The organism is Streptomyces sp. NPDC005863, assembly GCF_042871345.1.
Taxonomy (GTDB): Bacteria; Actinomycetota; Actinomycetes; order Streptomycetales; family Streptomycetaceae; genus Streptomyces.
Genome location: NZ_JBIAII010000003.1, coordinates 129,089 through 152,548, shown reverse-complemented (window position 1 = coordinate 152,548; position 23,460 = coordinate 129,089). Strand labels below are relative to the sequence as shown.

The following is a 23,460-nucleotide window of genomic DNA, read 5'->3' as shown; positions in this document are numbered from 1 at the left end:
TCCACGATGGGCACATACGGCCACTGTGCCGTCACACGACGACAGGAGGTTCGTCATGGCCAGCACGTCAGCAGCAGCCGCCCGACGGCACCGCGCCGCCGGCCCTGCCTCCTCACCCAGCGGCCCGGCGAGCGATGTCCACCCCGTCCTGCGCCGCGCCACGGCCCCGCCGGCCGCCCTCGAACTGCTCGCCCAGGCCCGCGCCGGAGTCGACGAGGCCGCCCACCTGGACGCGCCCAACGAGCGGTACGCCACCGCCCACCTCGCCGCCCTGCGCACCGCCGCCGCCGTCCTCGCCGCGCGCGGGCGCCCCGAGACGACCCCGCGCCGCAGGCAGCGCATCCGCAGCGCCTGGGAAGTCCTCCCCGAGATCGCCCCCGAACTGACCGAGTGGAGCGCCCTGTTCGCCTCCGGTGCCGCCCGCCGGGCCCGCGCCGAGGCGGGCATCAGGGACGCCGCCACCACCCGCGACGCCGACGACCTCCTCCGCGACGTCGCCATGTTCCTGCGCATCGTCGAGCGGATGCTCGTCCTCCAACCCGTGCTGCCCCAGCCCCGGCAGGAGTCGCCGGACGCCGGCCGCCGGCCCCCGGACGCGGGCTGACCGGCGTGTCCGCACCCCGAGGCGGGTGGCCGGGGCACGGTGCGGCAGGCAATAGGGTGGAGGAAACAGCACCCCACGCGCCGAGGAGACAACTGCCGTGTCGGACCCGATGCGCCCGCCCGCCTCCCCTCACCCGTCCCCAGCGGCGTCGTTGCGCTCCGACCCCCCTCGTCCGCGCGCCTCCCTCCGTACCGCCGTGGTCTGGGACGTCCTGAAGGACGCCCTCGACCGCCGGGTCAAGGCCACCGGCAGGGAGGCCGACGCCGGGCTTGACGTGCTCGACACCGGCGGCGGCAGCGGCAACTTCGCGGTGCCCGTCGCCCGCCTCGGCCACCGCGTCACCGTCGTCGACCCCAGCCCGAACGCCCTCTTCGCGCTCGAGCGCCGGGCCGCGGAGGCCGGGGTCGCCGAGCGGGTGCGCGGCGTCCAGGGCGACGTGCTCGGCCTCTTCGACGTCGTCGAGCGCGGCGGCTTCGACGCCGTCCTGTGCCACGGCGTCCTGGAGTACGTGGACGACCCCGCCGAGGGCGTGCGGCTCGCCGTCGACGCGCTGCGCCCCTCCGGCATCCTCAGCCTGCTCGGCGCCGGCCTCGGCGGCGCGGTGCTCGCGCGGGCGCTCGCCGGGCACTTCACCGAGGCGCAGACGGCGCTCACCGACCCGGCGGGCCGCTGGGGCGAGGGCGACCCGGTGCCCCGGCGCTTCACCGCCGAGCAGCTCACCGGGCTCGTCGAGGCGGCGGGCGTCCGCGTCGACGCGGTGCACGGGGTCCGGGTCTTCGCCGACCTGGTCCCCGGCGTCCTGGTGGACACCGAGCCGGGCGCCCTGGAGGCCCTCCTCAAGCTGGAGGCGGCCGCCGCGGAACTGCCCGCGTTCCACTCCGTGGCCACCCAGCTGCATGTGCTCGGCGAGGCGCGGGGTGCCGCGGAGGCCTGAGGTGCTCCCGCGGCCGCCCGGCTGATCAGGGGCGCAGCCGCACATGGAGTACGCCACAGGCCCCCGAACGGGCTACGGGCGCCGTATGATCGAGGGACACCGTTCTGCATGACGGTTCGGCCGCTGGGGAATGCACGCTTCAGCGAGCCGGGGCGGCGTGGAGGTCCGGTTTGGCGAAGTTGGCGTAGAGGGGCGGGTTTCACGGGGGCGATTCCCTGCCTATCCTGAAGGGGACCCCCGGTCGCCCCGGCGACTGCACGATGAGGAGGACTCCGTGCCGCTCTCGGAGCACGAGCAGCGCATGCTCGAGCAGATGGAGCGAGCGCTGTACGCCGAAGATCCCAAGTTCGCGACAGCGCTTGAGGGAAGCGGGCTGCGTACGTACACCCGGAAGCGGGTCTACCAAGCGGTCGCGGGCTTCCTGGTGGGTATCGCCCTTCTCATGGCCGGAATGGTCGCCCAGCAGATCTGGATCAGCGTGGTGGGGTTCCTCGTCATGCTGGGCTGCGCGGTGCTCGCCGTCACCGGTTGGCGCAAGGCGCCGAAGCCGGGCGAACAGCCTTCGGGCACGGCCGCCGGGCCAGGCGGGGCACCGACCCGCCGACAGGCGAGGCAGCGCCGGTCCGTCATGACCCGCATCGAGGAGCGGTGGCAGCGCCGCCGCGACGAACAGCAGGGTGGTCAGTGAGCCCAACGGCTCACGACTGACCGAACAGACATACGCATCCGTAAGGGGTGGCCGCCATCGGGCGACCACCCCTCACGCGTGCGTGGGGCCGGACGGCCGGTCGCGGGGTGGTGGAGCGCCGGTGGATTGAGGGCGCGTCGGCCGGGGCGGCGCTTGGTGGTGCAGCAGCTTGCCGGGGCGGCGCCTGGTGGTGCGGCGGCTGGTGGGACCAGCTGTTGGCGGTGAGCCAGCGGGGCGGGTCGGCCCCCCGGTGGTGCAGCGGCTGGGCGCCAGCCTCTCGCGGCGAGCCAGCCCGTCGAGTCTGCCCAGCCGGTCAGGTCAGCCCCGGCGTGCAGCAGCCGGCGGGGCCGGTCGCCGGTGCCGTCCAAGGGCCCCCACCGGGGTCGTCGGAGCCGTCCAGGCCCCGCCGACCGCCCCCGGCCCGCTCCCGTCCGGCGGGGACTCAGCCGCCCTGCCCCGCCCGTCGTGGCAGTCTGCGGGTGAGGGCTGCCCACTGGTGGGCGGTGCGTTCGCGTCGGCGTGTGTTGAACGCCGCCCAGCGGTCGGAGACCGCCCACGCCACCCGCGCGGCCGAACGCGGCGCGAGCAGCACCCGCAGCCGCGTGGCCCGGCCCACCGGGGCGTTCAGGCCCTCCCTGACCCGCTGCACGTCCTCGGCGAGACCGGTCGCCAACTGCGGGCGCGGGGCGTAGAGCACCTGCTCGACCGCGGCCGCCAGCCGGTGGACGGCCGCCGCGGGCCCGGCGGCCAGCTGCCCGACGCGGACGATCCGCTCCGCCGCCTTGCGCGGGGTCTGTGACTCGTCCGGCGCAATGCCGTGGTCCCAGGCCGTGTCCGTCACCTCCAGCCAGGCGGCCAGGGTCCGCGCCGCCGCGTCCGCCTCGGTGCGGCCGCGGGCGCCGAGCCGGGCCGCCCGCACCCGGTTCCGCCACAGCAGCGGCAGCAGTGGCAGCACGATCAGGAGCAGCGCCGCCAGGGTGAGGCCCACGATCGTCCCGAGGGGCGGGCCGTCACCGCCCGAACCGGCCGCGATCTGCGGGGCGGCACTCTCGCAGCCGCCCTGCTTGCGCAGGTCCGGCGGGCAGGTGTCCGACGCGGAGGGCGCCGCGGACGGCTCGGAGGAGGTGGCCGGCTCCGGGGTGTCCGGGTCGCTCGCGCCGCCGGACGGCGTGTCCGGGCGGGCGTACTCGGGGACCGTGCCGCGGCGCGGCGTCGGCTCGAAACGGGTCCAGCCCACGCCCTCGAAGTAGAGCTCGGGCCAGGCGTGCGCGTCGCGCAGCCCCACCGACATCGAGCCGTCGCTCTGCGCGGTCCCCGGAGTGAAGCCCACCGCGACCCGGGCCGGTATCCCCAGCGTCCGGGCCATGGAGGCCATCGCGAAGGAGAAGTGGACGCAGAAGCCCTCCTTCTGCTTGAGGAACCGCTCGATCGCGGAGGGACCACTGCCCGCGCGGACCTGCGTGTTGTACGAGAACCCGCCGTCCGAGGCGAAGTAGTCCTGGAGCTTGACCGCCTGCTCGTACGGGTTCGCGGCGCCCTTGGTGACCTGGCGTGCGGTGTCCTCGACCATCCGGGGGAGCGAGTCCGGCACCTTGGTGAACTCGCGCCGCAGGCCGTCCGGCGGGGCCGGGGCGGCCGCGAGCTGCTGGGCCGTGGGCGCCACGACCAGACTCTTCACCTGGTACCGCGCGCCCCGCGTGGTCTGGCCCCGGTCGCCGACCAGGGAGCGGCCCACCGGCTCGTACCGCCACCGCCCGTCGATCTTCACCTGGCTGGCCGGGAACGGCATGGGCAGCCAGTTCTGCACGTAGTTCTGCGCGGCCGTGAGGTTGGTCTGGATCTCGGTCCTGCGGACATCGGGACTCAGCCCCCGCGGGTCCGGCAGCGGCGTCCGTACGTCCTCGATGCGCCGGACGGTGGTCTTCCACGTCGTGCCGTCGAACTGGTCGAGCGAGACGATCCGCAGGTACAGGTCGTCGGTCGTCTCGGCGTTCGTACGGTACGAGAGGACCTCGCGGTCCTCCGGCTGGTTCAGGCTGTCCTGCAGCGCGACCAGCGGGTTCACCGCGGAGATCGTGCCGCCGCCGCCCGAGCCGTCACCGCCGGGACCGCCGTTGCCGTCCAGGAGGCCGCCGTCCAGGGCGGGCAGCGCCAGCGGCACCACCAGGGCGATGCCCAGGGCGAGCGCTCCGATGCGCCGTCCCGTACGGACCGGGGCGAGCGCCCCGCTGCTGCTCTCCAGGCCCGCGGAGACCTTCCCCGGCGCGCGCGCCGCGCCGCCGAAGACCCGGCCCCACTGGGAGAGTCGGTCCCGGCCCTCCGCCAGGAGCAGCAGCAGATAGCCGGCCGCGGCCAGCAGGAACCACAGCCAGTCGGCGGCGCCGCTCCCGGAGAGCCCCGCCGCGACCGAGTACAGGGCGAGCAGCGGAAGTCCGGCCGGGGCCGCCGTACGGAACGTCACCGCCAGCGCGTCCACCGCAAGGCCGACCAGCAGGACGCCGCCGACCAGCATCAGCCGGATGCCGTCGCTCAGCGGCGCCGGGATCATGTAGCGGCTGACGTCCGCGCCGCCCGCCTCCAGGAGCACGCCGAACCGCTGGAAGACCTCGGGCCCCGGCACGATCCCGCCGAGGGCCTGCTCACGGGCGAACACCAGGGTCAGCAGGAGCAGTGTCACCAGCGCCTGCACCGCCACGGTGAGCGGCCGGGCCAGCGGCACCCGCCGGGCCAGCGCGCCCACCCCGCTCTGCAGCATCAGCAGGATCACGGCCTGCAGGAACCACGTCGCAGGCTCGACGAGCGGCATCAGCGCGCTCGACGCCATCAGGGTGGCCGCGGTGGCACACACCGCGAGCCGTGCGCGTCCGCTCATGCCCAACCCCCGGTCGTCGTGCCCGCGGCGGGCGCCGGGCCCGCGCTCGTACGGGCGTGGTCCGCCTGCTGCCACAGGTCCTCCAGGCGTGCCCCGGGGGCCACCGCGAGCGCCGTCCAGCCCGCCTCACGGAGCATCCGCACTCGCGCCTGCCCGGCGTCGGAGGGGCCGGTGCCCGGCCCTGTCGCCCAGGCCGCGCCGTCCAGCACGAAGGCCACCGCGGCGCCGCTGCGCTGACGCATCTTGGCGACCACCGCCGCCTGGTCCTCCGCCAGATCGCCGAGGAAGGCGACGAGCAGGCCTTCGTTCCCCCCGCGCAGCACGTCGTAGGCGCGGGAGAGACCGGCGCCGTCCGAGTGGTCGATCACCGCGAGGGTGTCCATCATCAGTCCGGCGGCGTCCGCCGACTCCTGGCTCGCGCCCGCGAAGCCGTCTGAACCCTCGCCCGGCACGGAGGTGCCGGTGTCGGTCAACAGACGGACCGAGAAGCCGCGTTCGAGCATGTGGACCAGGGCGGACGCGGTGCCCGAGACCGCCCACTCGAAGGCCGAGTCCGGCCCCGCGCCGTGGAAACCCACGCCCCGGGTGTCCAGGAGCACCGTGCAGCGGGCCCGCTGCGGCTGCTCCTCGCGGCGCACCATCAGCTCGCCGTACCGCGCGGTGGAGCGCCAGTGCACCCGGCGCAGGTCGTCGCCGTGCCGGTACCCGCGCGGGATCACGTCGTCCTCGCCGGCCAGCGCCAGCGAGCGGTTGCGCCCGTCGCCGTACCCCTTCGCCTCCCCGGTGAGCCGCACCGGGGGCAGCGCCTCCACGCGCGGGATGACGGTGAGGGTGTCGTACGTCGAGAAGGAGCGCGTCAGTTCGCACATGCCGAACGGGTCCGTCAGGCGCAGCTGCAGGGGCCCCAGCGGATAGCACCCCCGCAGGTCGGAGCGGACGCGGTAGGACACCTCGCGGCGGCCGCCCGCCTCGACCCGGTCGAGCACGAAGCGGGGGCGCGGCCCGAGCACGTAGGGCACCCGGTCCTGGAGCATGAGCAGCCCGGTAGGCAGCCGCGAGATGTTGTCTATCCGCAGATGGACGCGGGCCTCCGAAGCGGCGGGCACGCGCGCGGGGGAGAGCCTGCGGCTGCCCGCGACCCGGTAGCGGGTGCGGAACAGCACGGTGGCGCACACCAGCGGCAGCACGGCGAGCAGCAGGCCGACGCGCAACAGGTCGCCCTGGCCCAGGACATAGGCGCAGATGGCCGCGGCGACACCGGCCGCGAGGAAGGAACGTCCGCGGGTGGTCAGCCCCGCGAGAGCCGTGCGCAGCCCGCCCTTGTCGTCCTCGGCGGGGCTCGCCGGCGGCCCCCCGGCCGCCATCAAAGCCTCCGGGCGCCGGGCGGCTGCTGGTTGAAGTAGGCGCCGGTGCCCGGCTGGTGGGCCGCGGGCACCGGGGTGCGCTGCAGGATCTCCAGGACGACGGACTCGGCCGTACGACGGTTCAACTGGGCCTGCGCGGTGGGCAGCAGGCGGTGCGCGAGTACCGCGACGGCCAGCGCCTGCACGTCGTCCGGCAGCGCGTACTCCCGGCCGCTGAGCGCCGCGGAGGCCTTGGCGGCGCGCAGCAGGTGCAGGGTCGCGCGCGGGGACGCGCCGAGTCTGAGGTCGGGGTGGCTGCGGGTCGCGGCGACCAGGTCCACCGCGTACCTGCGGACGGGGTCGGCCACGTGGACCGTGCGCACGGCGTCGATGAGCTTCACGATCTCGTGCGCGTGCGCCACCGGCTGGAGGTCGTCCAGGGGGGAGACGCCGCCGTGGATGTCGAGCATCGCCAGCTCGGCCTCCGGGCCCGGATAGCCGATCGAGACGCGCGCCATGAAGCGGTCGCGCTGCGCCTCGGGCAGCGGGTAGGTCCCCTCCATCTCGACCGGGTTCTGGGTGGCCACCACCATGAAGGGACTGGGCAGTTCGTAGGTCTGCCCGTCGATGGTGACCTGGCGCTCCTCCATGGACTCCAGGAGCGCGGACTGCGTCTTGGGCGATGCGCGGTTGATCTCGTCGCCGATCACGATCTGCGCGAAGATCGCTCCCGGCTTGAACTCGAAGTCCCTGCGCTGCTGGTCGAAGATGGACACACCGGTGATGTCCGAGGGCAGCAGATCCGGTGTGAACTGGATCCGTCGCACGGAGCAGTCGATGGACCGCGCGAGCGCCTTGGCGAGCATGGTCTTGCCCACCCCCGGCACATCCTCGATGAGCAGGTGCCCCTCCGCCAGGAGCACGGTCAGCGAAAGCCGTACGACCTCTGGCTTGCCCTCGATCACACCCTCCACCGACCTGCGCACACGCTCCGCAGTAGCGGTCAGATCTGTGAGGCTCGCTCGATCTTCATAGGTCGTCACCCGGCCCTCCTCGGCCCTTTCCCACGCTCTTGAGGAGCAGGGAATCCCCATGACCGGGCCGCCATGACAGCGCGCGACCCGGTACACCCCGAATTCACGGACATCACGCGTGAAAGCTTCTGCGGGATGTCACCCCCGCATTGTTGTTGGGCATACCGGGTCGTGTCACTTGCCTGTGGATAACTGGCGCCGATTTGTCGGGTCTTACGCCTTTTTGTCAGTCACGCAGGGTCGATCTCCCGCAGCAGACCCGAGGTCACGTCGAACACGAATCCGCGGACGTCGTCGGTGTGCGGCAGGAACGGCGAGGTCCGCACGCGCGCCATCGACTGCCGCACGTCCTGCTCGACGTCGGAGAACGACTCCACCGCCCACGACGGACGCTGGCCGATCTCACGCTCCAGCTCCTGCCGGAAGTCCTCGGTGAGGGACTCCAGGCCGCAGTTGGTGTGGTGGATCAGGACGACGCTGCGGGTGCCGAGCGCCCGCTGGCTGATGGTCAGGGAGCGGATCACGTCATCGGTGACCACACCGCCGGCGTTGCGGATGGTGTGGCAGTCGCCCAGTTCGAGACCGAGCGCGCGGTGCAGGTCGATGCGGGCGTCCATACAGGCGACGACGGCGACCTGGAGGACGGGGGCGGCGCCCATCCCCGGGTCGGTGAACTGCGCGGCGTACTTTTCGTTCGCCTCGACGAGGCGGTCGGTCACCGTACCGACGGTTATGCCGCCGGTGGGCTCAGCGGGCGTGGGATCCGAGGAGGCTGCGGAAGTCGACATAGTCATGACGTTAATGGCCGCCGATCGCCCGGGCCCGCTGTGAGAAGGGACAAAGAACGCCAAAAACTCTTGTTGTGAGCTAACCCACAGAGGCGGCCGACCTGCGGCCGAACGGGTGATTCCACCGGATGCGCACCCCCGCCGACGACCGGCCCGCGACGCGCAGGCCGGTTGATTGACCGGGCGACACCGTGGACTAAAGTGACGCGAAGCGGGAGACGTGACCTGCTCCCCGCTGGACCGCACATCCCGGGGATTCCCTGAATCCCCCCACGTGCGCGGCGCGTACGTACGGCTCGGCCTCCTCCCGCTCCCGGTCGGCTGACGCCACTTCCCCGGCGCCAGCAGTCCATTCCCCTTCACGGAGCGGGTGGGGACCCGGCGGTGCGTGCGCACCCGCGCCGGACCTGAGAGGGCCCCTTGAGCGACAACAGCCGACACGTCCCGGTGATGCTCCAGCGGTGCCTGGACATGCTGGCCCCCGCGCTCGCCGAGCCGGGCGCCGTCGTCGTCGACTGCACCCTGGGCCTCGGCGGGCACAGCGAGGCACTCCTCGCCACCTTCCCCGCCGCCCGCCTCGTCGCCCTGGACCGCGACAAGGAGGCGCTGCGCCTGTCCGGCGAGCGCCTCGCCCCCTACGGCGACCGCGCCACCCTCGTGCACGCGGTCTACGACGAACTCCCCGACGTCCTTGACCGCCTGGACATCCCGCGCGTACAGGGCGTCCTCTTCGACCTCGGCGTCTCCTCCATGCAACTCGACGAGGCGGACCGGGGATTCGCGTACGCCCAGGACGCGCCCCTGGACATGCGCATGGACCAGACGACCGGCATCAGCGCCGCCGAGGTCCTCAACACCTACGCGCCCGGCGAACTGGTCCGCATCCTGCGGGCGTACGGCGAGGAGAAGCAGGCCAAGCGCATCGTCGGCGCCGTCGTGCGCGAGCGCGAGAAGGAGCCGTTCAGCAACAGCGCGCGGCTCGTCGACCTCATCCGCGACGCGCTGCCGCAGGCCGCCAAGCGCACCGGCGGCAACCCCGCCAAGCGCACCTTCCAGGCCCTGCGCATCGAGGTCAACGGCGAGCTGAGCGTCCTGGAGCGGGCCGTGCCCGCGGCCGTGCAGGCGCTCGCCGTCGGCGGGCGGATCGCCGTCCTGTCGTACCAGTCGCTCGAGGACCGGCTGGTCAAGCAGGTGCTCGCGGCGGGTGCCGCGACGACCGCGCCGCCCGGCCTTCCGGTCGTCCCCGAGCGCTACCAGCCGCGCCTGAAGCTCCTGACGCGCGGCGCGGAACTCCCCACCGAGGAGGAGATCGCCGAGAACCGCCGGGCGGCCCCGGCGCGGCTGCGCGGCGCGGAACGCATCCGTGAGGACGTCGGGTGACCTCCAGGGCCTGTCCGGCGGGCAGGCCGTGGCCCCCACCGGCCCCCGGGCACCGCCCGCCGAGCAGAACCCGCTGATCAGAGTCCGCGAGGAGGCTCCATGAGCAAGAAGCCCGAGTTGCGGGGGAGGGCCGCCCGCCTCGCGCGGCTGCTGCCGCAGGGGCCGAACCAGGCCGCGCGCACCCCCTTCGTCCTCCTCGTCGTGCTGCTCCTGGGCAGCGGCCTCATCACGCTGCTCATCCTGAACTCCGCGCTCAACGAGGGCTCGTTCCAGCTCAGCGAGTTGAAGAAGCAGACCAAGGACCTCACCGAGGAGGAGCAGGAGCTCCAGCGCGACGTGGACGGCTACGCCGCACCCGAGGCCCTGCAGCGCCGCGCCCGCGAGCTCGGCATGGTCCCCGGCGGCGACCCGGCCTTCCTCGACCCCGACGGCACGGTCCGGGGCGTGCCCGGCGCCGCCACGGCCAAGCCCTCCTCGTTCGGCTACCCGGCGCCGCGCCCGCAGGAGGTGGCGTCCCCCGCGGCCACCGTCTCGGTCCCGGCCGCACCACCCGGCGCACCGCAGGGACCCGGCCCCATCCCCGACCCGCCCGCCCCGGCGCCCGGCGCCCAGCCGCCCGCCCCGCCCACCGCGCCCGCGCCCGACCCCGCCGGTCAGGCGCCCGCCGCCCCCGCGCCCGCCCCCACGACGACCTCCGGCAGGTGACGCACGTGTCCGACAGGGAACCCCCGCGACGCCGGGTGCCCAGGCCCGCGAAGCCCGCCCCCTCCGCCCGGTCCGGCGCCCCGCGCCGCCCGACGCCGGGCGGCCGACCCGCGCAGCGCAGGACCGCGGGCAAGGGCAAGGCGCGCACCATCCGCCTCGGCAGCCCCCGGCCGAGGCTGCGCATGGTCAGCCTCGGTCTGACGCTGGTGATGCTGGCGTTCGTCGTACGACTGCTCCAGGTGCAGGCCGTCGATGCCAGCGCGTACGCGGCCAAGGCCGAGAAGAACCGCTACTTCACGCACACCCTGGCCGCCGAACGCGGCCGCATCACCGACCGCGGCGGCGTCGAACTGGCCGCCAGCGTGGACGCGTACGACATCACCGCCGACCCCACGCTCTTCACGCCCAAGGAGATGAAGACCGAGGACGCGCCCGAGCAGGCGGCCGCGCTGCTCGCCCCGATCCTCGGCAAGTCCGTCGACGAGCTGACGAAGAAGCTCAAGACCCCGGACACCCGTTACGTCCTGCTGGCCCGCCGCCAGACCCCCCAGGTGTGGAAGCAGATCAAGGACCTGCGCGGCGCGCTCGCCGAACGGGCGGGCACCGACCCGGACTCCCCGAACGTGCTGGCCGGCGTCCTCGCGGACCCGAGCAGCAAGCGGGTCTACCCCAACGACGAGCTGGCCGCCGGGATACTGGGCTGGGTCAACGCCGACGGCAAGGGCGCGGGCGGCCTGGAGCAGCAGCTCGACAAGCGGCTCGCGGGTGAGGACGGCAAGATCAAGTACGCCCAGTCCGGCGGCCGCAGGGTGCCGACCGCGGGCTCCACGGAGACGCCCGCCGTGCCCGGCTCGGACGTCGAGCTCACCATCGACCGCGACATCCAGTGGGCCGCGCAGAACGCCATCACCGAGCAGGTCGAGAAGTCCAAGGCCGACCGCGGGTACGTGATAGTGCAGGACACGCGGACCGGCGAGGTGCTGGCGATGGCCAACGCCCCGGGCTTCGACCCGAACGACCTCTCGGAGGCGAACAGCGCCGCGCTCGGCAACGCCTCCCTCCAGGACGCGTTCGAGCCCGGCTCCACCGCGAAGGTCATGTCGATGGCCGCCGTCCTGGAGGAGGACGCCGCCACCCCCGGCACCCATGTGACGGTGCCCAACCGCCTGCACCGGGGCGACCGGCTCTTCCAGGACGACATCGACCACCCGACCTGGCAGCTGACGCTCAACGGCGTGCTCGCCAAGTCCTCGAACATCGGCACGATCCTCGCCACCGGCGAGCTGGGCAAGACGCAGAAGGAGGCCAACCAGGTCCTCTACTCGTATCTGCGCAAGTTCGGCATCGGCAAGGAGACCGGGCTCGGCTTCCCCGGCGAGACCTCCGGCATCTTCGCGCCCGCCAAGAAGTGGTCCACCTCGCAGCAGTTCACCATCCCGTTCGGCCAGGGCTTCTCGATCAACGCCATGCAGGCGGCCTCGGTCTACTCGACCATCGCCAACGGCGGCGTACGCGTCGAACCCACCCTGGTGCGCGGCACGAAGGGCCCCGACGGCCGCTTCGCGCCCGCGCCCCGGCCGAAGAAGACCCGGGTGGTCAGCGAGAAGACCGCGAAGAGCGTGTCGCAGATGCTGGAGTCCGTCGTCGACGACGAAGAGGGCACCGGCACCAAGGCCCGCATCCCCGGCTACCGCGTCGCGGGCAAGACCGGTACGGCCAACCGGGTCGATCCGGCGACCGGCCGCTACAAGGGCTACACCTCGTCCTTCGCCGGTTTCGCCCCCGCCGACAAGCCGCGCGTCACGGTCTACTGCGCGATCCAGAACGCCACCAGGGGCAGCTACTTCGGCGGCCAGATCTGCGGCCCCATCTACAAGGAAGTCATGGAGTTCGCCCTCAAGACGCTCCAAGTCCCGCCCACCGGAGGAGCCCCGGCCCGCCTCCCGGTGACCTTCAAGCCCTGAGACCGACGGACCACCAGGAACCGCCCGTGACAACGATCACCCCGGACCCGGGGAACCACCCCGCGCCACGCCCCTCACTTCGCCCCACGGGGGGTGCGCCCGGTACGCTCACCGCCGTGCCACACGCTGATCAGTCCCAAACCACCCAGAAGGGCGCTCCCGTGACATATCCGGGACCGCCGCGGCCCGTCCAGGTCTCACCGGCCGCACTGACGGAGCTCGCAGCACAGCTGGGCGTCGCCGAACCGGGAACCCCGGGAGCCCCGGCCACCGCCGGCAGCACGGAGATCACCGGCATCACGCACGACTCCCGCGCGGTGCGCCCCGGCGACATCTACGCGGCGCTGCCCGGCGCCCGGATGCACGGCGCCGACTTCGTCGCGCAGGCCGCCGACCTCGGTGCCGCGGCCATCCTCACCGACCCGACCGGCGCCGACCGCGCGGCCGCGACCGGCCTGCCGGTCCTGGTCGTCGACAGCCCGCGCGCCCACATGGGCGAACTGGCCGCGACGGTCTATGGCCACCCCGGCCGCGACCTGCTGCAGATCGGCATCACCGGCACCTCCGGCAAGACGACCACCGCGTACCTGATCGAGGGCGGCCTCAAGGGCGTCCGTTCGACCGGGCTGATCGGCACGGTCGAGATGCGCATCGGTGACGAGCGCATCAAGTCGGAGCGGACGACCCCCGAAGCCACCGATCTGCAGGCCCTGTTCGCGGTGATGCGCGAGCGCGGCGTCGAGGCGGTCGCCATGGAGGTCTCCAGCCACGCGCTGGTGCTCGGGCGGGTGGACGGCTGCGTCTTCGACGTCGCCGTCTTCAACAACCTCAGCCCGGAGCACATGGAGTTCCACTCCGGCATGGAGGACTACTTCCAGGCCAAGGCGCAGCTGTTCACCGAGCGCCGCTCGCGGCTCGGGGTGGTCAACTTCGACGACGAGTACGGGCGTCGGCTCATCACCGAGTCGGAGGTGCCCGTCACCACCTTCTCCGCGGAGGGGCACCCGGACGCCGACTGGCGCGCGGAGGACGTCGACGTCCGGCTGTTCGACTCCACGTTCGTCGCGGTCGGCCCCAAGGGCGAGCGGATCACCGCCACGTCGCCGCTCGCGGGCCCCTTCAACGTCGCCAACACGCTCGCCGCGATCGTCTCGCTGGCCGTCGCCGGGATCGACCCGCAGCAGGCCGCCGACGGTGTCGCCGCGGTGCCCGGCGTCCCGGGCCGCCTGGAGCGCATCGACGCCGGCCAGCCCTACCTCGCCGTCGTCGACTACGCGCACAAGACGGACGCCGTCGAATCGGTCCTGCGCGCGCTGCGCAAGGTCACCGAGGGCAAGCTGCACATCGTGCTCGGCTGCGGCGGCGACCGCGACAAGACCAAGCGGATGCCGATGGGCGCGGCCGCGGCCCGGCTCGCCGACACCGCCGTACTGACCTCCGACAACCCCCGTGGCGAGGACCCCCTCGCGATCCTCGCCACGATGCTCGCCGGCGCCGCCGAGGTGCCGGCCCACGAGCGCGGCGACGTCGCCGTGTTCGAGGACCGGGCGGCCGCCATCCGCGCGGCCGTCCGCCGCGCGGAGCCGGGCGACACCGTCCTCGTCGCCGGCAAGGGCCACGAGCAGGGACAGGACATCGCCGGGGTGGTACGTCCCTTCGACGACCGCCAGGTGCTTCGCGAAGCTATCCAGCAAACCCAGGGATGAAGTTGTGATCGCCCTCTCCCTCGCCGAGATCGCAGACGTCGTCGGCGGGCAGACGTACGACATACCGGATCCGGCCGTCCAGGTCACCGGACCCGTCGTCCGGGACTCCCGTGAGGTGGAGCCCGGAAGCCTCTTCGTCGCCTTCGTCGGCGAGCGTGTCGACGGCCACGACTACGCGGCCGACGTGGTCGCCGCCGGCGCCGTCGCCGTGCTCGCCGCGCGGCCCGTCGGCGTGCCCGCGATCGTCGTCGACGACGTCCAGGCGGCGATCGGCGCCCTCGCGCGCCACGTCGTGCGGCGACTCGGCGCCACCCTCGTCGCGCTGACCGGCTCCGTCGGCAAGACCAGCTCCAAGGACCTGCTCGCGCAGGTGCTGCGGCGCAAGGCGCCCACGGTCTTCACGCCGGGCTCGCTGAACAACGAGATCGGCCTGCCGCTGACCGCGCTCAGCGCCACGGACGAGACGCGGTTCCTCGTCCTGGAGATGGGAGCGCGCGGAATCGGCCACATCCGGTACCTCACCGAGCTGACGCCGCCGAAGATCGGCCTCGTCCTGAACGTCGGCACCGCCCACATCGGCGAGTTCGGCGGCCGCGAGCAGATCGCGATCGCGAAGGGCGAGCTCGTCGAGTCGCTGCCCGCGGACGGCGCCGCCGTGCTCAACGCCGATGACCCCCTCGTCCGCGCGATGGCGTCGCGCACGAAGGCCCGCGTGCTCCTCTTCGGAGAGGCCGACGACGCCGACGTACGCGCGGAGAATGTCCGGCTCACAGAGAACGGACAGCCCGCTTTTACGCTGCACACACCCTCCGGGTGCAGCGACGTGACCTTGCGGCTGTACGGTGAGCACCACGTGTCGAACGCGCTTGCCGCGGCCGCCGTCGCCCATGAGCTGGGCATGTCCGTGGACGAGATCGCCCTCGCGCTCTCCGAGGCGGGCACGCTGTCCCGCTGGCGGATGGAGGTCACCGAGCGCCCGGACGGCGTGACGGTCGTCAACGACGCCTACAACGCGAACCCCGAGTCCATGCGAGCCGCCCTGCGCGCGCTCGCGGCCATGGGCAAGGGACGCCGTACGTGGGCGGTGCTCGGTCAGATGGCCGAGCTCGGGGACGAGGGTCTCGCCGAACACGACGCGGTCGGACGCCTGGCCGTCCGGCTCAACGTGAGCAAGCTCGTGGCAGTCGGGGGCAGGGAAGCGTCCTGGCTCCAACTGGGCGCATACAACGAGGGTTCGTGGGGTGAGGAGTCGGTGCACGTGTCCGACGCACAGGCGGCGATCGACCTGTTGCGCAGCGAGCTGCGCCCGGGAGACGTCGTGCTGGTGAAGGCGTCCAGGTCGGTCGGTCTAGAGAAGGTCGCCACGGCGCTGCTCGACGACGGCGCAGGGTCTTCCGAGGGGCAGGTCTCCGGCCGATGAGGCAGATCCTCTTCGCGGGCGTGATCGGGCTCTTCCTGACCCTGGTCGGCACCCCGCTGCTGATCAAACTCCTGGCCCGCAAGGGCTACGGCCAGTTCATCCGGGACGACGGCCCGCGCGAGCACCACAGCAAGCGCGGTACGCCGACCATGGGTGGTATCGCCTTCATCCTGGCCACGCTCATCGCCTACTTCCTCACGAAGATCATCACCGGCACGGAGACCACGCTCTCCGGCCTCCTGGTGCTCTTCCTGATGGCGGGCATGGGCCTCGTCGGCTTCCTCGACGACTACATCAAGATCGTCAAGCAGCGCTCGCTCGGTCTGCGCGCCAAGGCCAAGATGGCGGGCCAGCTGATCGTCGGCATCGGCTTCGCCGTGCTCGCGCTGAACTGGCCGGACAACCGCAACCAGACCCCGGCCTCCACCAAGCTGTCGTTTGTCACGGACTTCGGCTGGTCGATCGGCCCGGTCCTGTTCGTGGTCTGGGCGCTGTTCATGATCCTCGCGATGTCGAACGGCGTGAACCTCACCGACGGCCTGGACGGCCTCGCCACCGGCGCCTCGGTGATGGTCTTCGGCGCCTACACCTTCATCGGCGTCTGGCAGTACCAGGAGTCGTGCGCCAACGCGGTCACGCTGACCAACCCGCAGGCCTGCTTCGAGGTCAGGGACCCGCTCGACCTCGCCGTCGTGGCCTCCGCGCTGATGGGCGCCTGCTTCGGCTTCCTGTGGTGGAACACCTCGCCCGCCAAGATCTTCATGGGTGACACCGGCTCGCTGGCCCTCGGCGGCGCGCTCGCCGGCCTCGCGATCTGCTCGCGCACCGAGCTGCTCCTCGCGCTGCTCGGCGGCCTCTTCGTGATGATCACCATGTCGGTCGTCATCCAGGTCGGCTCGTTCAAGCTGACCGGGAAGCGCGTCTTCCGGATGGCGCCGCTGCAGCACCACTTCGAACTCAAGGGGTGGTCCGAGGTCCTTGTCGTGGTCCGCTTCTGGATCATCCAGGGCATGTGCGTGATCGTCGGCCTCGGTCTCTTCTACGCGGGATGGGCAGCCGAAAAGTGACCACTGTGTCCGAGTGGCAGGGCAAGAACATCACCGTCGCCGGTCTCGGCGTGAGCGGCATCAGTGCCGCCCGCGCCCTGGCCGGCCTCGGCGCGTCGGTCACCGTCGTCGACGGCGGCGCGGGAGCGGCCCACGAGGAGCGCGCCGCGGCGCTGCGGGCCGACGGCGTCACCGTACGGCTGGGAGACGCCGAGACGCTGCCCGATGGCGCCGACCTGGTGGTCACATCGCCGGGCTGGAAGCCGTCCTCGCCGCTCTTCGCGGCGGCCGCCGAGGCAGGCGTGGACGTCATCGGCGACGTCGAGCTCGCCTGGCGGCTGCGCGGCCCCGGCGCGGCGCCCTGGCTCGCCGTCACGGGCACCAACGGCAAGACCACGACCACACAGATGCTCGCCTCGATCCTGCGCGCCGGCGGCCTGCGCACGGCCGCGGTCGGCAACATCGGCACCCCGATCGTGGACGTGATCCTTGAGGGCGACGACGCGTACGACGTGCTCGCCGTCGAGCTCTCCTCGTACCAGCTGCACTGGGCGCCCTCGCTGCGCGCCCACTCCGCGACGGTCCTCAACCTCGCGCCCGACCACCTCGACTGGCACGGCTCCATGGAGGCGTACGCCGCCGACAAGGGCCGCATCTACGAGGGCAACCAGGTCGCGTGCGTCTACAACGTCGATGCCACCGACAAGCCGTCCACCGAGGACCTGGTCCGCGAGGCCGACGTCGAGGAGGGCTGCCGCGCCATCGGTTTCACGCTGAACGCGCCCGCGCCCTCGCAACTCGGCGTCGTGGACGGCATCCTGGTCGACCGTGCCTTCGTGCCGGACCGCCAGAAGCAGGCGCAGGAGCTCGCCGAGGTCACCGACGTCCGGCCGCCCGCGCCGCACAACATCGCCAACGCGCTGGCCGCGGCGGGCCTCGCGCGCGCCTTCGGCGTCGAGGCCACCGCGGTCCGCGACGGGCTGCGCGCCTTCCGCCCCGACGCCCACCGCATCGAGCACGTCGCCGACGTCGCGGGCGTCGCCTACATCGACGACTCCAAGGCCACCAACACCCACGCCGCACAGGCGTCGTTGGCGGCGTACGAGCCGATCGTCTGGATCGCCGGCGGCCTCGCCAAGGGCGCCACCTTCGACGAGCTCGTCGGCGCCGCGGCGAAGCGGCTGCGCGGCGTCGTCCTCATCGGCGCCGACCGCGCGCTGATCCGTGAAGCCCTCGCGCGACACGCCCCCGAGGTCCCGGTCGTCGACCTCGACCGGACCGACACTGGGGCGATGTCCGAGGCGGTACGGCGGGCGGCGGAGCTGGCCCGGCCGGGGGACACCGTCCTGATGGCCCCGGCCTGTGCGTCGATGGACATGTTCACCAACTACAACAAGCGTGGTGAAGCGTTCGCGGACGCCGTCCGCGAACTCGGCGCCACGCGCGCCTGACCGGGCCGACCGCCCGGCGGGGCGCCGGGCACACCCTTGGGAGGGGAACGTGGCCAGGTCTTCCGTGCGGGTCGCCAAACGACCGGCTCCGGTGCGTGCCAGAGGAGCCTCCCACCCTCCGGGCGAGAGCGGGCCCCGGCGGCTCTACGCCCGGCTCAGGCGGGCCTGGGACCGGCCGCTCACCGCGTACTACCTGATTTTCGGCAGCAGCCTGCTCATCACCGTGCTTGGCCTGGTGATGGTCTACTCGGCGTCGATGATCCAGGCGCTGCAGCTGAACCTGCCCGCCTCGTACTTCTTCCGCAAGCAGTTCGTGGCGGCCGTGCTCGGCACCGGTCTGCTGCTCGTCGCCATGCGGATGCCCATCAAGCTGCACCGCGCGCTCGCCTACCCGATCCTCGCGGTGACCGTCTTCCTGATGGTCCTCGTACAGATCCCGGGGATAGGGCGCAGCGTCAACGGCAACCAGAACTGGATCTATCTGGGTGGCCCGTTCCAGCTGCAGCCCAGTGAGTTCGGCAAGCTCGCCCTCGTGCTGTGGGGCGCCGACCTGCTCGCCCGTAAACACGACAAGCGGCTGCTGACCCAGTGGAAACACATGCTGGTGCCGCTCGTCCCGGTCGCCTTCATGCTGCTCGGACTCATCATGCTCGGCGGCGACATGGGCACCGCGATCATTCTCACCGCGATCCTCTTCGGACTGCTCTGGCTCGCGGGCGCACCCACCCGGCTCTTCGCCGGTGTGCTCAGCATCGCGGCCCTGCTCGGTGTGATTCTCATCAAGACCAGCCCCAACCGGATGGCCAGGCTCGCCTGCATCGGCGCCACCGATCCGGGTCCCGGAGACCAGTGCTGGCAGGCGGTGCACGGCATCTACGCCCTTGCCTCCGGCGGATTCTTCGGTTCCGGACTCGGCGCCAGTGTGGAAAAATGGGGTCAACTGCCCGAACCGCACACCGACTTCATCTTCGCCATCACAGGGGAGGAACTCGGCCTGGCAGGGACACTGTCGGTGCTCGCCCTGTTCGCGGCTCTAGGCTATGCGGGTATCCGCGTGGCCGGACGCACGGAGGACCCCTTCGTGAGGTATGCCGCGGGAGGCGTGACCACCTGGATCACGGCGCAGGCCGTGATCAACGTCGGTGCGGTGCTCGGTCTGCTGCCGATCGCCGGTGTCCCGCTCCCGCTGTTCTCCTACGGGGGTTCGGCCCTGCTGCCGACCATGTTCGCCATCGGACTCCTCATCGCCTTCGCGCGATCGGACCCGGCGGCGAAGGCGGCCCTGGCCATGCGGCAACCTCGGGTGAGATGGAACACGATGAGACGGCGCGTCACGGCGCGTTCGTCCGGAGAGCGGTGAATTTCGGTGCATGTCGTACTCGCCGGTGGGGGGACCGCCGGCCACATCGAGCCCGCGCTCGCCCTCGCGGACGCCCTGCGGAGGCAGGACCCGACCGTGGGCATCACGGCCCTGGGCACGGAGCGTGGACTCGAGACCCGACTCGTACCCGAGCGGGGCTACGAACTGGCGCTGATCCCGGCCGTACCCCTGCCGCGCAAGCCCACCCCTGAGCTGATCACCGTCCCGGGGCGGCTGCGCGGCACCATCAAGGCGGCCGAGCAGATCCTGGAGCGCACCAAGGCGGACTGCGTCGTCGGCTTCGGCGGCTACGTGGCCCTGCCGGGCTACCTCGCGGCCAAGCGGACCGGGACGCCGATCGTGGTGCACGAGGCCAACGCGCGGCCCGGCCTCGCCAACAAGATCGGCTCGCGGTACGCCCACGGGGTGGCCGTCGCCACCCCCGACAGCAAGCTGCGCAACTCCCGCTACATCGGCATCCCGTTGCGGCACACCATCGCGACGCTGGACCGGGCCCGGGTCCGCCCGGAGGCGCGCGCCGCCTTCGGCCTCGACCCCAACCTGCCGACGCTGCTCGTCTCCGGCGGCTCACAGGGCGCACGGCGGCTCAACGAGGTCGTCCAGCAGGCCGCTCCGGTGCTGCAGCGTGCGGGCATCCAGATCCTGCACGCGGTCGGCCCGAAGAACGAATTGCCGCAGGTGCAGCAGATGCCGGGGATGCCCCCGTACATCCCGGTACCGTACGTGGACCGGATGGACCTCGCGTACGCCGCGGCCGACATGATGCTCTGCCGCGCGGGCGCGATGACCGTGGCCGAACTCTCCGCCGTCGGGCTGCCCGCCGCGTACGTCCCGCTGCCGATCGGCAACGGCGAACAGCGGCTCAACGCCCAGCCGGTGGTCAAGGCGGGCGGCGGACTCCTCGTCGACGACGCGGAACTGACCCCGGAGTGGGTCCAGGGCAACGTCCTGCCCGTACTGGCGGATCCGCACCGGCTGTACGAGATGTCCCGCGCCGCTTCGGAGTTCGGCCGCAGGGACGCCGACGACCTCCTCGTCGGCATGGTGTACGAGGCGATTGCGTCACGCCGCAACGCGTGAGAAGGCAGGGGACCGTGGCCGGACCGACCACCGCCGAACGGCAGAAGAAGAAGTCCGGCCCGCCCCGCCCGCCGCGCGTCCGCCGCCCGGCACTGCGGCGGCTGCCGCGCTCGCGCACCCTGATTGTCATTCTGGTGCTCGTCGTGCTGCTCGGCGCCGGCGGCGTCTGGGTGCTCTACGGCTCGCAGTTGCTCCGCCTGGAGCACGTGAAGGCGTCGGGCACCGAGGTGCTGACGCCCCGCGAGGTGCGCGAGGCGGCCGACGCCCCCGTCGGGGCACCACTGATTTCGGTCGACACCGAAGCCGTCGAAGACCGGTTGCGATCGAAATTGCCCCGCATCGACTCGGTTGACGTCGTCCGGTCCTGGCCGCACGGAATCGGACTCAAAGTGACGGAACGCAAGCCCGTTCTTCTCATCGAAAAGGGCGGAAAGTTCGTCGAAGTGGACGCCAAGGGAGTGCGATTCGCCACGGTCGATCAGGCGCCGAAGGCGGTGCCGCGGCTCGAATTGGCGCCGGACCGGGAGAGCGGGGCGGCGAGCCTGCGCCGGTTCGGCACCGACCGGCTGCTGCGCGAGGCGGTGCGGGTCGCGGGCGATCTGCCCCCGACGGTCGCCGGGGCCACCCGGACCGTCAAGGTCCGCTCGTTCGACGCCATCTCGCTGGAGTTGAGCGGTGGGCGCACCGTGGCATGGGGCAGCGGCGAGAAGGGCCGGACGAAAGCCGGCACCCTCATCGCACTCATGAAAGCAGCTCCGAAGGCAAGCCACTTCGATGTGAGCGTCCCCACCGCCCCTGCATCGTCGGGGAGTTGACGCATATCGTCGCAGGCCAGCACCCTGGTTCGGCAGCGCTACGGCTGATCACATAGGGTGAAAAGAAAAACGGGAGGTTCGGCGTGTTCGTTGAACGTGCGCCACTTGTCGACTTAGTGTCCTGTTCGGAAGAGTCCAAGGAACAGACACACTGGTAACCCTAAACTTCAGCGTTAGGGTTCGGGTCGGCGTTCGGACCGTCCCATTCGGCATCAGTCGCCGCATCGCATCGATGCGAAACGGCGACACGTAACTCGAGGCGAGAGGCCTTCGACGTGGCAGCACCGCAGAACTACCTCGCAGTCATCAAAGTCATCGGTGTCGGCGGCGGTGGTGTCAATGCCATCAACCGGATGATCGAGGTCGGTCTCAAGGGCGTCGAGTTCATCGCCATCAACACCGACGCGCAAGCCCTGTTGATGAGCGACGCCGACGTCAAGCTCGACGTCGGCCGTGAACTCACCCGCGGCCTCGGCGCCGGGGCCAACCCGGCCGTCGGCCGCAAGGCGGCGGAGGACCACCGCGAGGAGATCGAGGAGGTCCTCAAGGGGGCCGACATGGTCTTCGTCACCGCCGGCGAAGGCGGTGGCACCGGCACCGGCGGCGCACCCGTCGTCGCCAACATCGCGCGCTCGCTCGGCGCCCTCACCATCGGCGTGGTCACCCGGCCGTTCACCTTCGAGGGCCGGCGCCGGGCCAACCAGGCCGAGGACGGCATCGCGGAGCTGCGCGAAGAGGTCGACACCCTCATCGTCATCCCCAACGACCGGCTCCTGTCCATCTCGGACCGCCAGGTCTCCGTCCTCGACGCCTTCAAGTCGGCGGACCAGGTCCTGCTCTCCGGTGTCCAGGGCATCACCGACCTCATCACCACACCCGGCCTGATCAACCTCGACTTCGCCGACGTCAAGTCGGTCATGTCCGAGGCCGGTTCGGCGCTCATGGGCATCGGCTCGGCCCGCGGCGACGACCGCGCGGTGGCCGCCGCGGAGATGGCGATCTCCTCGCCGCTCCTGGAGGCGTCCATCGACGGAGCACGGGGAGTCCTGCTCTCCATCTCCGGCGGCTCCGACCTCGGCCTCTTCGAGATCAACGAAGCGGCCCAGCTGGTCAGCGAGGCCGCGCACCCCGAGGCCAACATCATCTTCGGCGCGGTCATCGACGACGCGCTCGGCGACGAGGTCCGGGTCACCGTCATCGCGGCGGGCTTCGACGGCGGCCAGCCGCCGTCCAAGCGGGACACCGTCCTCGGCTCGACGTCCGGCTCGGCCAAGCGCGAGGAGTCGGCCCCGTCCGCCGCCTCGACGCCGTCCCGGCCCGCCGAATCGTCCCGCCCGGCCTTCGGCGGCCTCGGCAGCGTCACGCCGCGCGACGAGCCCTCGACCCCGGAGCCGGCCGAGTCGGCCCCGGCGAACGAGGCCCCGTCCGCGCCGTCGACCCCGCCGCAGGTCCCGCCGGCCCGTCCCTACCAGGACAGCCAGGCCGAAGAGCTGGACGTGCCGGACTTCTTGAAGTGATAAGCAAGCACAGCACCGTGAGCGGCGCGCACTTCGCCTTCACCGACAGGTGGGGCGGGGTGAGCGCCGTTCCGTACGAAGAGCTCAACCTCGGCGGCGCGGTCGGCGACGACGCCGAAGCCGTGCGCACCAACCGCGCGCTGGCCGCCACGTCCCTCGGCGTCGAACCGGACCACGTCGTCTGGATGCACCAGGTGCACGGCCGCGAGGTCGCGGTGGTCGAAGGGCCCTGGGGCCCGGACGCCGAGCTCCCCGCCGTCGACGCGGTGGTGACCGCCCGCGTCGGCCTCGCCCTCGCCGTCCTCACCGCCGACTGCACGCCCGTGCTGCTCGCCGACCCGGTCGCCCGGGTCGCGGCCGCGGCGCACGCGGGCCGGCCGGGCATGCTGGCGGGCGTCGTGCCCGCCGCTGTCGAGGCGATGGTGGAGCTCGGCGCGGACCCCGGGCGCATCGTCGCCCGCACCGGACCCGCGGTCTGCGGCCGGTGCTACGAAGTGCCGGAGGCGATGCGCGCCGATGTCGCCGCCGTCGAGCCGACGGCGTACGCCGAAACCAGTTGGGGCACGCCCGCGGTCGACGTGACCGCCGGGGTCCACGCCCAGCTGGAGCGGCTCGGGGTGGTGGACCGGGAGCAGTCGCCGGTGTGCACCCTGGAATCCGGTGACCACTTCTCGTACCGCCGCGACCGGACCACCGGTCGTCTCGCGGGCTATGTCTGGCTGGACTGATAGG

19 protein-coding genes are annotated in these 23,460 nt (G+C 72.3%); 15 read left to right on the top strand and 4 right to left on the bottom strand.

Features of this window, described 5'->3' with window-relative positions; all coding sequences use genetic code 11:
- The first annotated feature begins 55 nt into the window (after positions 1-55).
- The 3 genes from ACFYO9_RS13060 to ACFYO9_RS13050 all read left to right on the top strand — a co-directional run bounded on the left by ACFYO9_RS13060 (position 56) and on the right by ACFYO9_RS13050 (position 2,226).
- On the top strand, positions 56-604 hold the full coding sequence (locus tag ACFYO9_RS13060) for an SAV_6107 family HEPN domain-containing protein (RefSeq protein ID WP_355813598.1): 549 nt from the start codon (positions 56-58) through the stop codon (positions 602-604).
- 97 nt (positions 605-701) lie between these two features.
- Positions 702-1,538, top strand: coding sequence for a methyltransferase (locus ACFYO9_RS13055; protein ID WP_355813595.1), 837 nt, complete (start codon positions 702-704; stop codon positions 1,536-1,538).
- 274 nt (positions 1,539-1,812) lie between these two features.
- Entirely contained in the window at positions 1,813-2,226 is a 414-nt protein-coding gene (locus ACFYO9_RS13050; protein ID WP_355813593.1) for a DUF3040 domain-containing protein, read from the top strand.
- Between the two features lie 442 nt (positions 2,227-2,668).
- Here ACFYO9_RS13050 and ACFYO9_RS13045 read toward each other — a convergent pair whose 3' ends face one another.
- The 4 genes from ACFYO9_RS13045 to ACFYO9_RS13030 all read right to left on the bottom strand — a co-directional run bounded on the left by ACFYO9_RS13045 (position 2,669) and on the right by ACFYO9_RS13030 (position 8,269).
- Complete coding sequence (locus ACFYO9_RS13045) at positions 2,669-5,098, bottom strand: DUF3488 and transglutaminase-like domain-containing protein (protein WP_358777428.1); 2,430 nt, start codon at positions 5,096-5,098, stop codon at positions 2,669-2,671.
- Positions 5,095-6,462: a DUF58 domain-containing protein gene (locus ACFYO9_RS13040; RefSeq protein WP_358777427.1), complete on the bottom strand. Its 1,368-nt coding sequence runs from the start codon at positions 6,460-6,462 to the stop codon at positions 5,095-5,097. Before ACFYO9_RS13040 ends, ACFYO9_RS13045 begins: the two co-directional genes overlap by 4 nt.
- Complete coding sequence (locus ACFYO9_RS13035) at positions 6,462-7,484, bottom strand: MoxR family ATPase (RefSeq protein WP_358704506.1); 1,023 nt, start codon at positions 7,482-7,484, stop codon at positions 6,462-6,464. Before ACFYO9_RS13035 ends, ACFYO9_RS13040 begins: the two co-directional genes overlap by 1 nt.
- A 221-nt stretch (positions 7,485-7,705) precedes the next feature.
- Positions 7,706-8,269, bottom strand: a complete 564-nt coding sequence (locus tag ACFYO9_RS13030) for a beta-class carbonic anhydrase (protein ID WP_388666252.1) — start codon at positions 8,267-8,269, stop codon at positions 7,706-7,708.
- A gap of 414 nt (positions 8,270-8,683) precedes the next feature.
- On the opposite strand from ACFYO9_RS13030, the gene rsmH reads away from it, so the two are divergent.
- The 12 genes from rsmH (at position 8,684) to pgeF (ending at position 23,456) form a co-directional block, all read left to right on the top strand.
- Positions 8,684-9,643: a 16S rRNA (cytosine(1402)-N(4))-methyltransferase RsmH gene (rsmH, locus tag ACFYO9_RS13025; RefSeq protein ID WP_355813578.1), complete on the top strand. Its 960-nt coding sequence runs from the start codon at positions 8,684-8,686 to the stop codon at positions 9,641-9,643.
- Between the two features lie 99 nt (positions 9,644-9,742).
- On the top strand, positions 9,743-10,348 hold the full coding sequence (locus ACFYO9_RS13020) for a septum formation initiator family protein (RefSeq protein WP_358777425.1): 606 nt from the start codon (positions 9,743-9,745) through the stop codon (positions 10,346-10,348).
- Positions 10,349-10,353: 5 nt separating this feature from the next.
- Positions 10,354-12,312 carry a penicillin-binding protein 2 gene (locus ACFYO9_RS13015; protein WP_358777424.1) on the top strand — a complete coding sequence of 653 codons (1,959 nt, stop codon included), beginning with the start codon at positions 10,354-10,356 and terminating at the stop codon, positions 12,310-12,312.
- 26 nt (positions 12,313-12,338) lie between these two features.
- A complete protein-coding gene (locus ACFYO9_RS13010) occupies positions 12,339-14,018 on the top strand; it encodes a UDP-N-acetylmuramoyl-L-alanyl-D-glutamate--2,6-diaminopimelate ligase (RefSeq protein ID WP_358777423.1) in 1,680 nt (559 codons plus the stop codon).
- Positions 14,019-14,022: 4 nt separating this feature from the next.
- Positions 14,023-15,438, top strand: coding sequence for a UDP-N-acetylmuramoyl-tripeptide--D-alanyl-D-alanine ligase (gene murF, locus ACFYO9_RS13005; protein WP_355813567.1), 1,416 nt, complete (start codon positions 14,023-14,025; stop codon positions 15,436-15,438).
- Positions 15,435-16,505, top strand: coding sequence for a phospho-N-acetylmuramoyl-pentapeptide-transferase (gene mraY, locus ACFYO9_RS13000; protein WP_355813563.1), 1,071 nt, complete (start codon positions 15,435-15,437; stop codon positions 16,503-16,505). Before murF ends, mraY begins: the two co-directional genes overlap by 4 nt.
- 5 nt (positions 16,506-16,510) lie before the next feature.
- Positions 16,511-17,935 (top strand): UDP-N-acetylmuramoyl-L-alanine--D-glutamate ligase, encoded by a 1,425-nt coding sequence (gene murD, locus ACFYO9_RS12995; RefSeq protein ID WP_355813561.1) that lies wholly within the window; start codon positions 16,511-16,513, stop codon positions 17,933-17,935.
- 49 nt (positions 17,936-17,984) lie between these two features.
- A complete protein-coding gene (gene ftsW, locus ACFYO9_RS12990; protein WP_388666249.1) occupies positions 17,985-19,295 on the top strand; it encodes a putative lipid II flippase FtsW in 1,311 nt (436 codons plus the stop codon).
- A gap of 6 nt (positions 19,296-19,301) precedes the next feature.
- Positions 19,302-20,396 (top strand): undecaprenyldiphospho-muramoylpentapeptide beta-N-acetylglucosaminyltransferase, encoded by a 1,095-nt coding sequence (gene murG / locus ACFYO9_RS12985; RefSeq protein ID WP_355813558.1) that lies wholly within the window; start codon positions 19,302-19,304, stop codon positions 20,394-20,396.
- A 14-nt stretch (positions 20,397-20,410) separates the two neighbouring features.
- A complete protein-coding gene (locus ACFYO9_RS12980) occupies positions 20,411-21,211 on the top strand; it encodes an FtsQ-type POTRA domain-containing protein (RefSeq protein ID WP_358777422.1) in 801 nt (266 codons plus the stop codon).
- A gap of 275 nt (positions 21,212-21,486) precedes the next feature.
- The gene (gene ftsZ / locus ACFYO9_RS12975) at positions 21,487-22,728 is read left to right on the top strand and encodes a cell division protein FtsZ (protein ID WP_358777421.1); all 1,242 of its coding nucleotides are present in this window, start codon (positions 21,487-21,489) and stop codon (positions 22,726-22,728) included.
- Positions 22,725-23,456 (top strand): peptidoglycan editing factor PgeF, encoded by a 732-nt coding sequence (gene pgeF / locus ACFYO9_RS12970; RefSeq protein ID WP_358777420.1) that lies wholly within the window; start codon positions 22,725-22,727, stop codon positions 23,454-23,456. Before ftsZ ends, pgeF begins: the two co-directional genes overlap by 4 nt.
- Positions 23,457-23,460: the final 4 nt, after the last annotated feature.

What these genes read in the sequence shown, in the direction of transcription:
- ACFYO9_RS13020 (WP_358777425.1), top strand. Translation starts at nt 9,743, where the DNA reads ATGAGCAAGAAGCCCGAGTTGCGGGGGAGGGCCGCCCGCCTCGCGCGG.
- mraY (WP_355813563.1), top strand. Translation starts at nt 15,435, where the DNA reads ATGAGGCAGATCCTCTTCGCGGGCGTGATCGGGCTCTTCCTGACCCTG.
- ACFYO9_RS13040 (WP_358777427.1), bottom strand. Translation starts at nt 6,462, where the DNA reads ATGGCGGCCGGGGGGCCGCCGGCGAGCCCCGCCGAGGACGACAAGGGC.
- ACFYO9_RS13030 (WP_388666252.1), bottom strand. Translation starts at nt 8,269, where the DNA reads ATGACTATGTCGACTTCCGCAGCCTCCTCGGATCCCACGCCCGCTGAG.
- ACFYO9_RS13045 (WP_358777428.1), bottom strand. Translation starts at nt 5,098, where the DNA reads ATGAGCGGACGCGCACGGCTCGCGGTGTGTGCCACCGCGGCCACCCTG.
- ACFYO9_RS13060 (WP_355813598.1), top strand. Translation starts at nt 56, where the DNA reads ATGGCCAGCACGTCAGCAGCAGCCGCCCGACGGCACCGCGCCGCCGGC.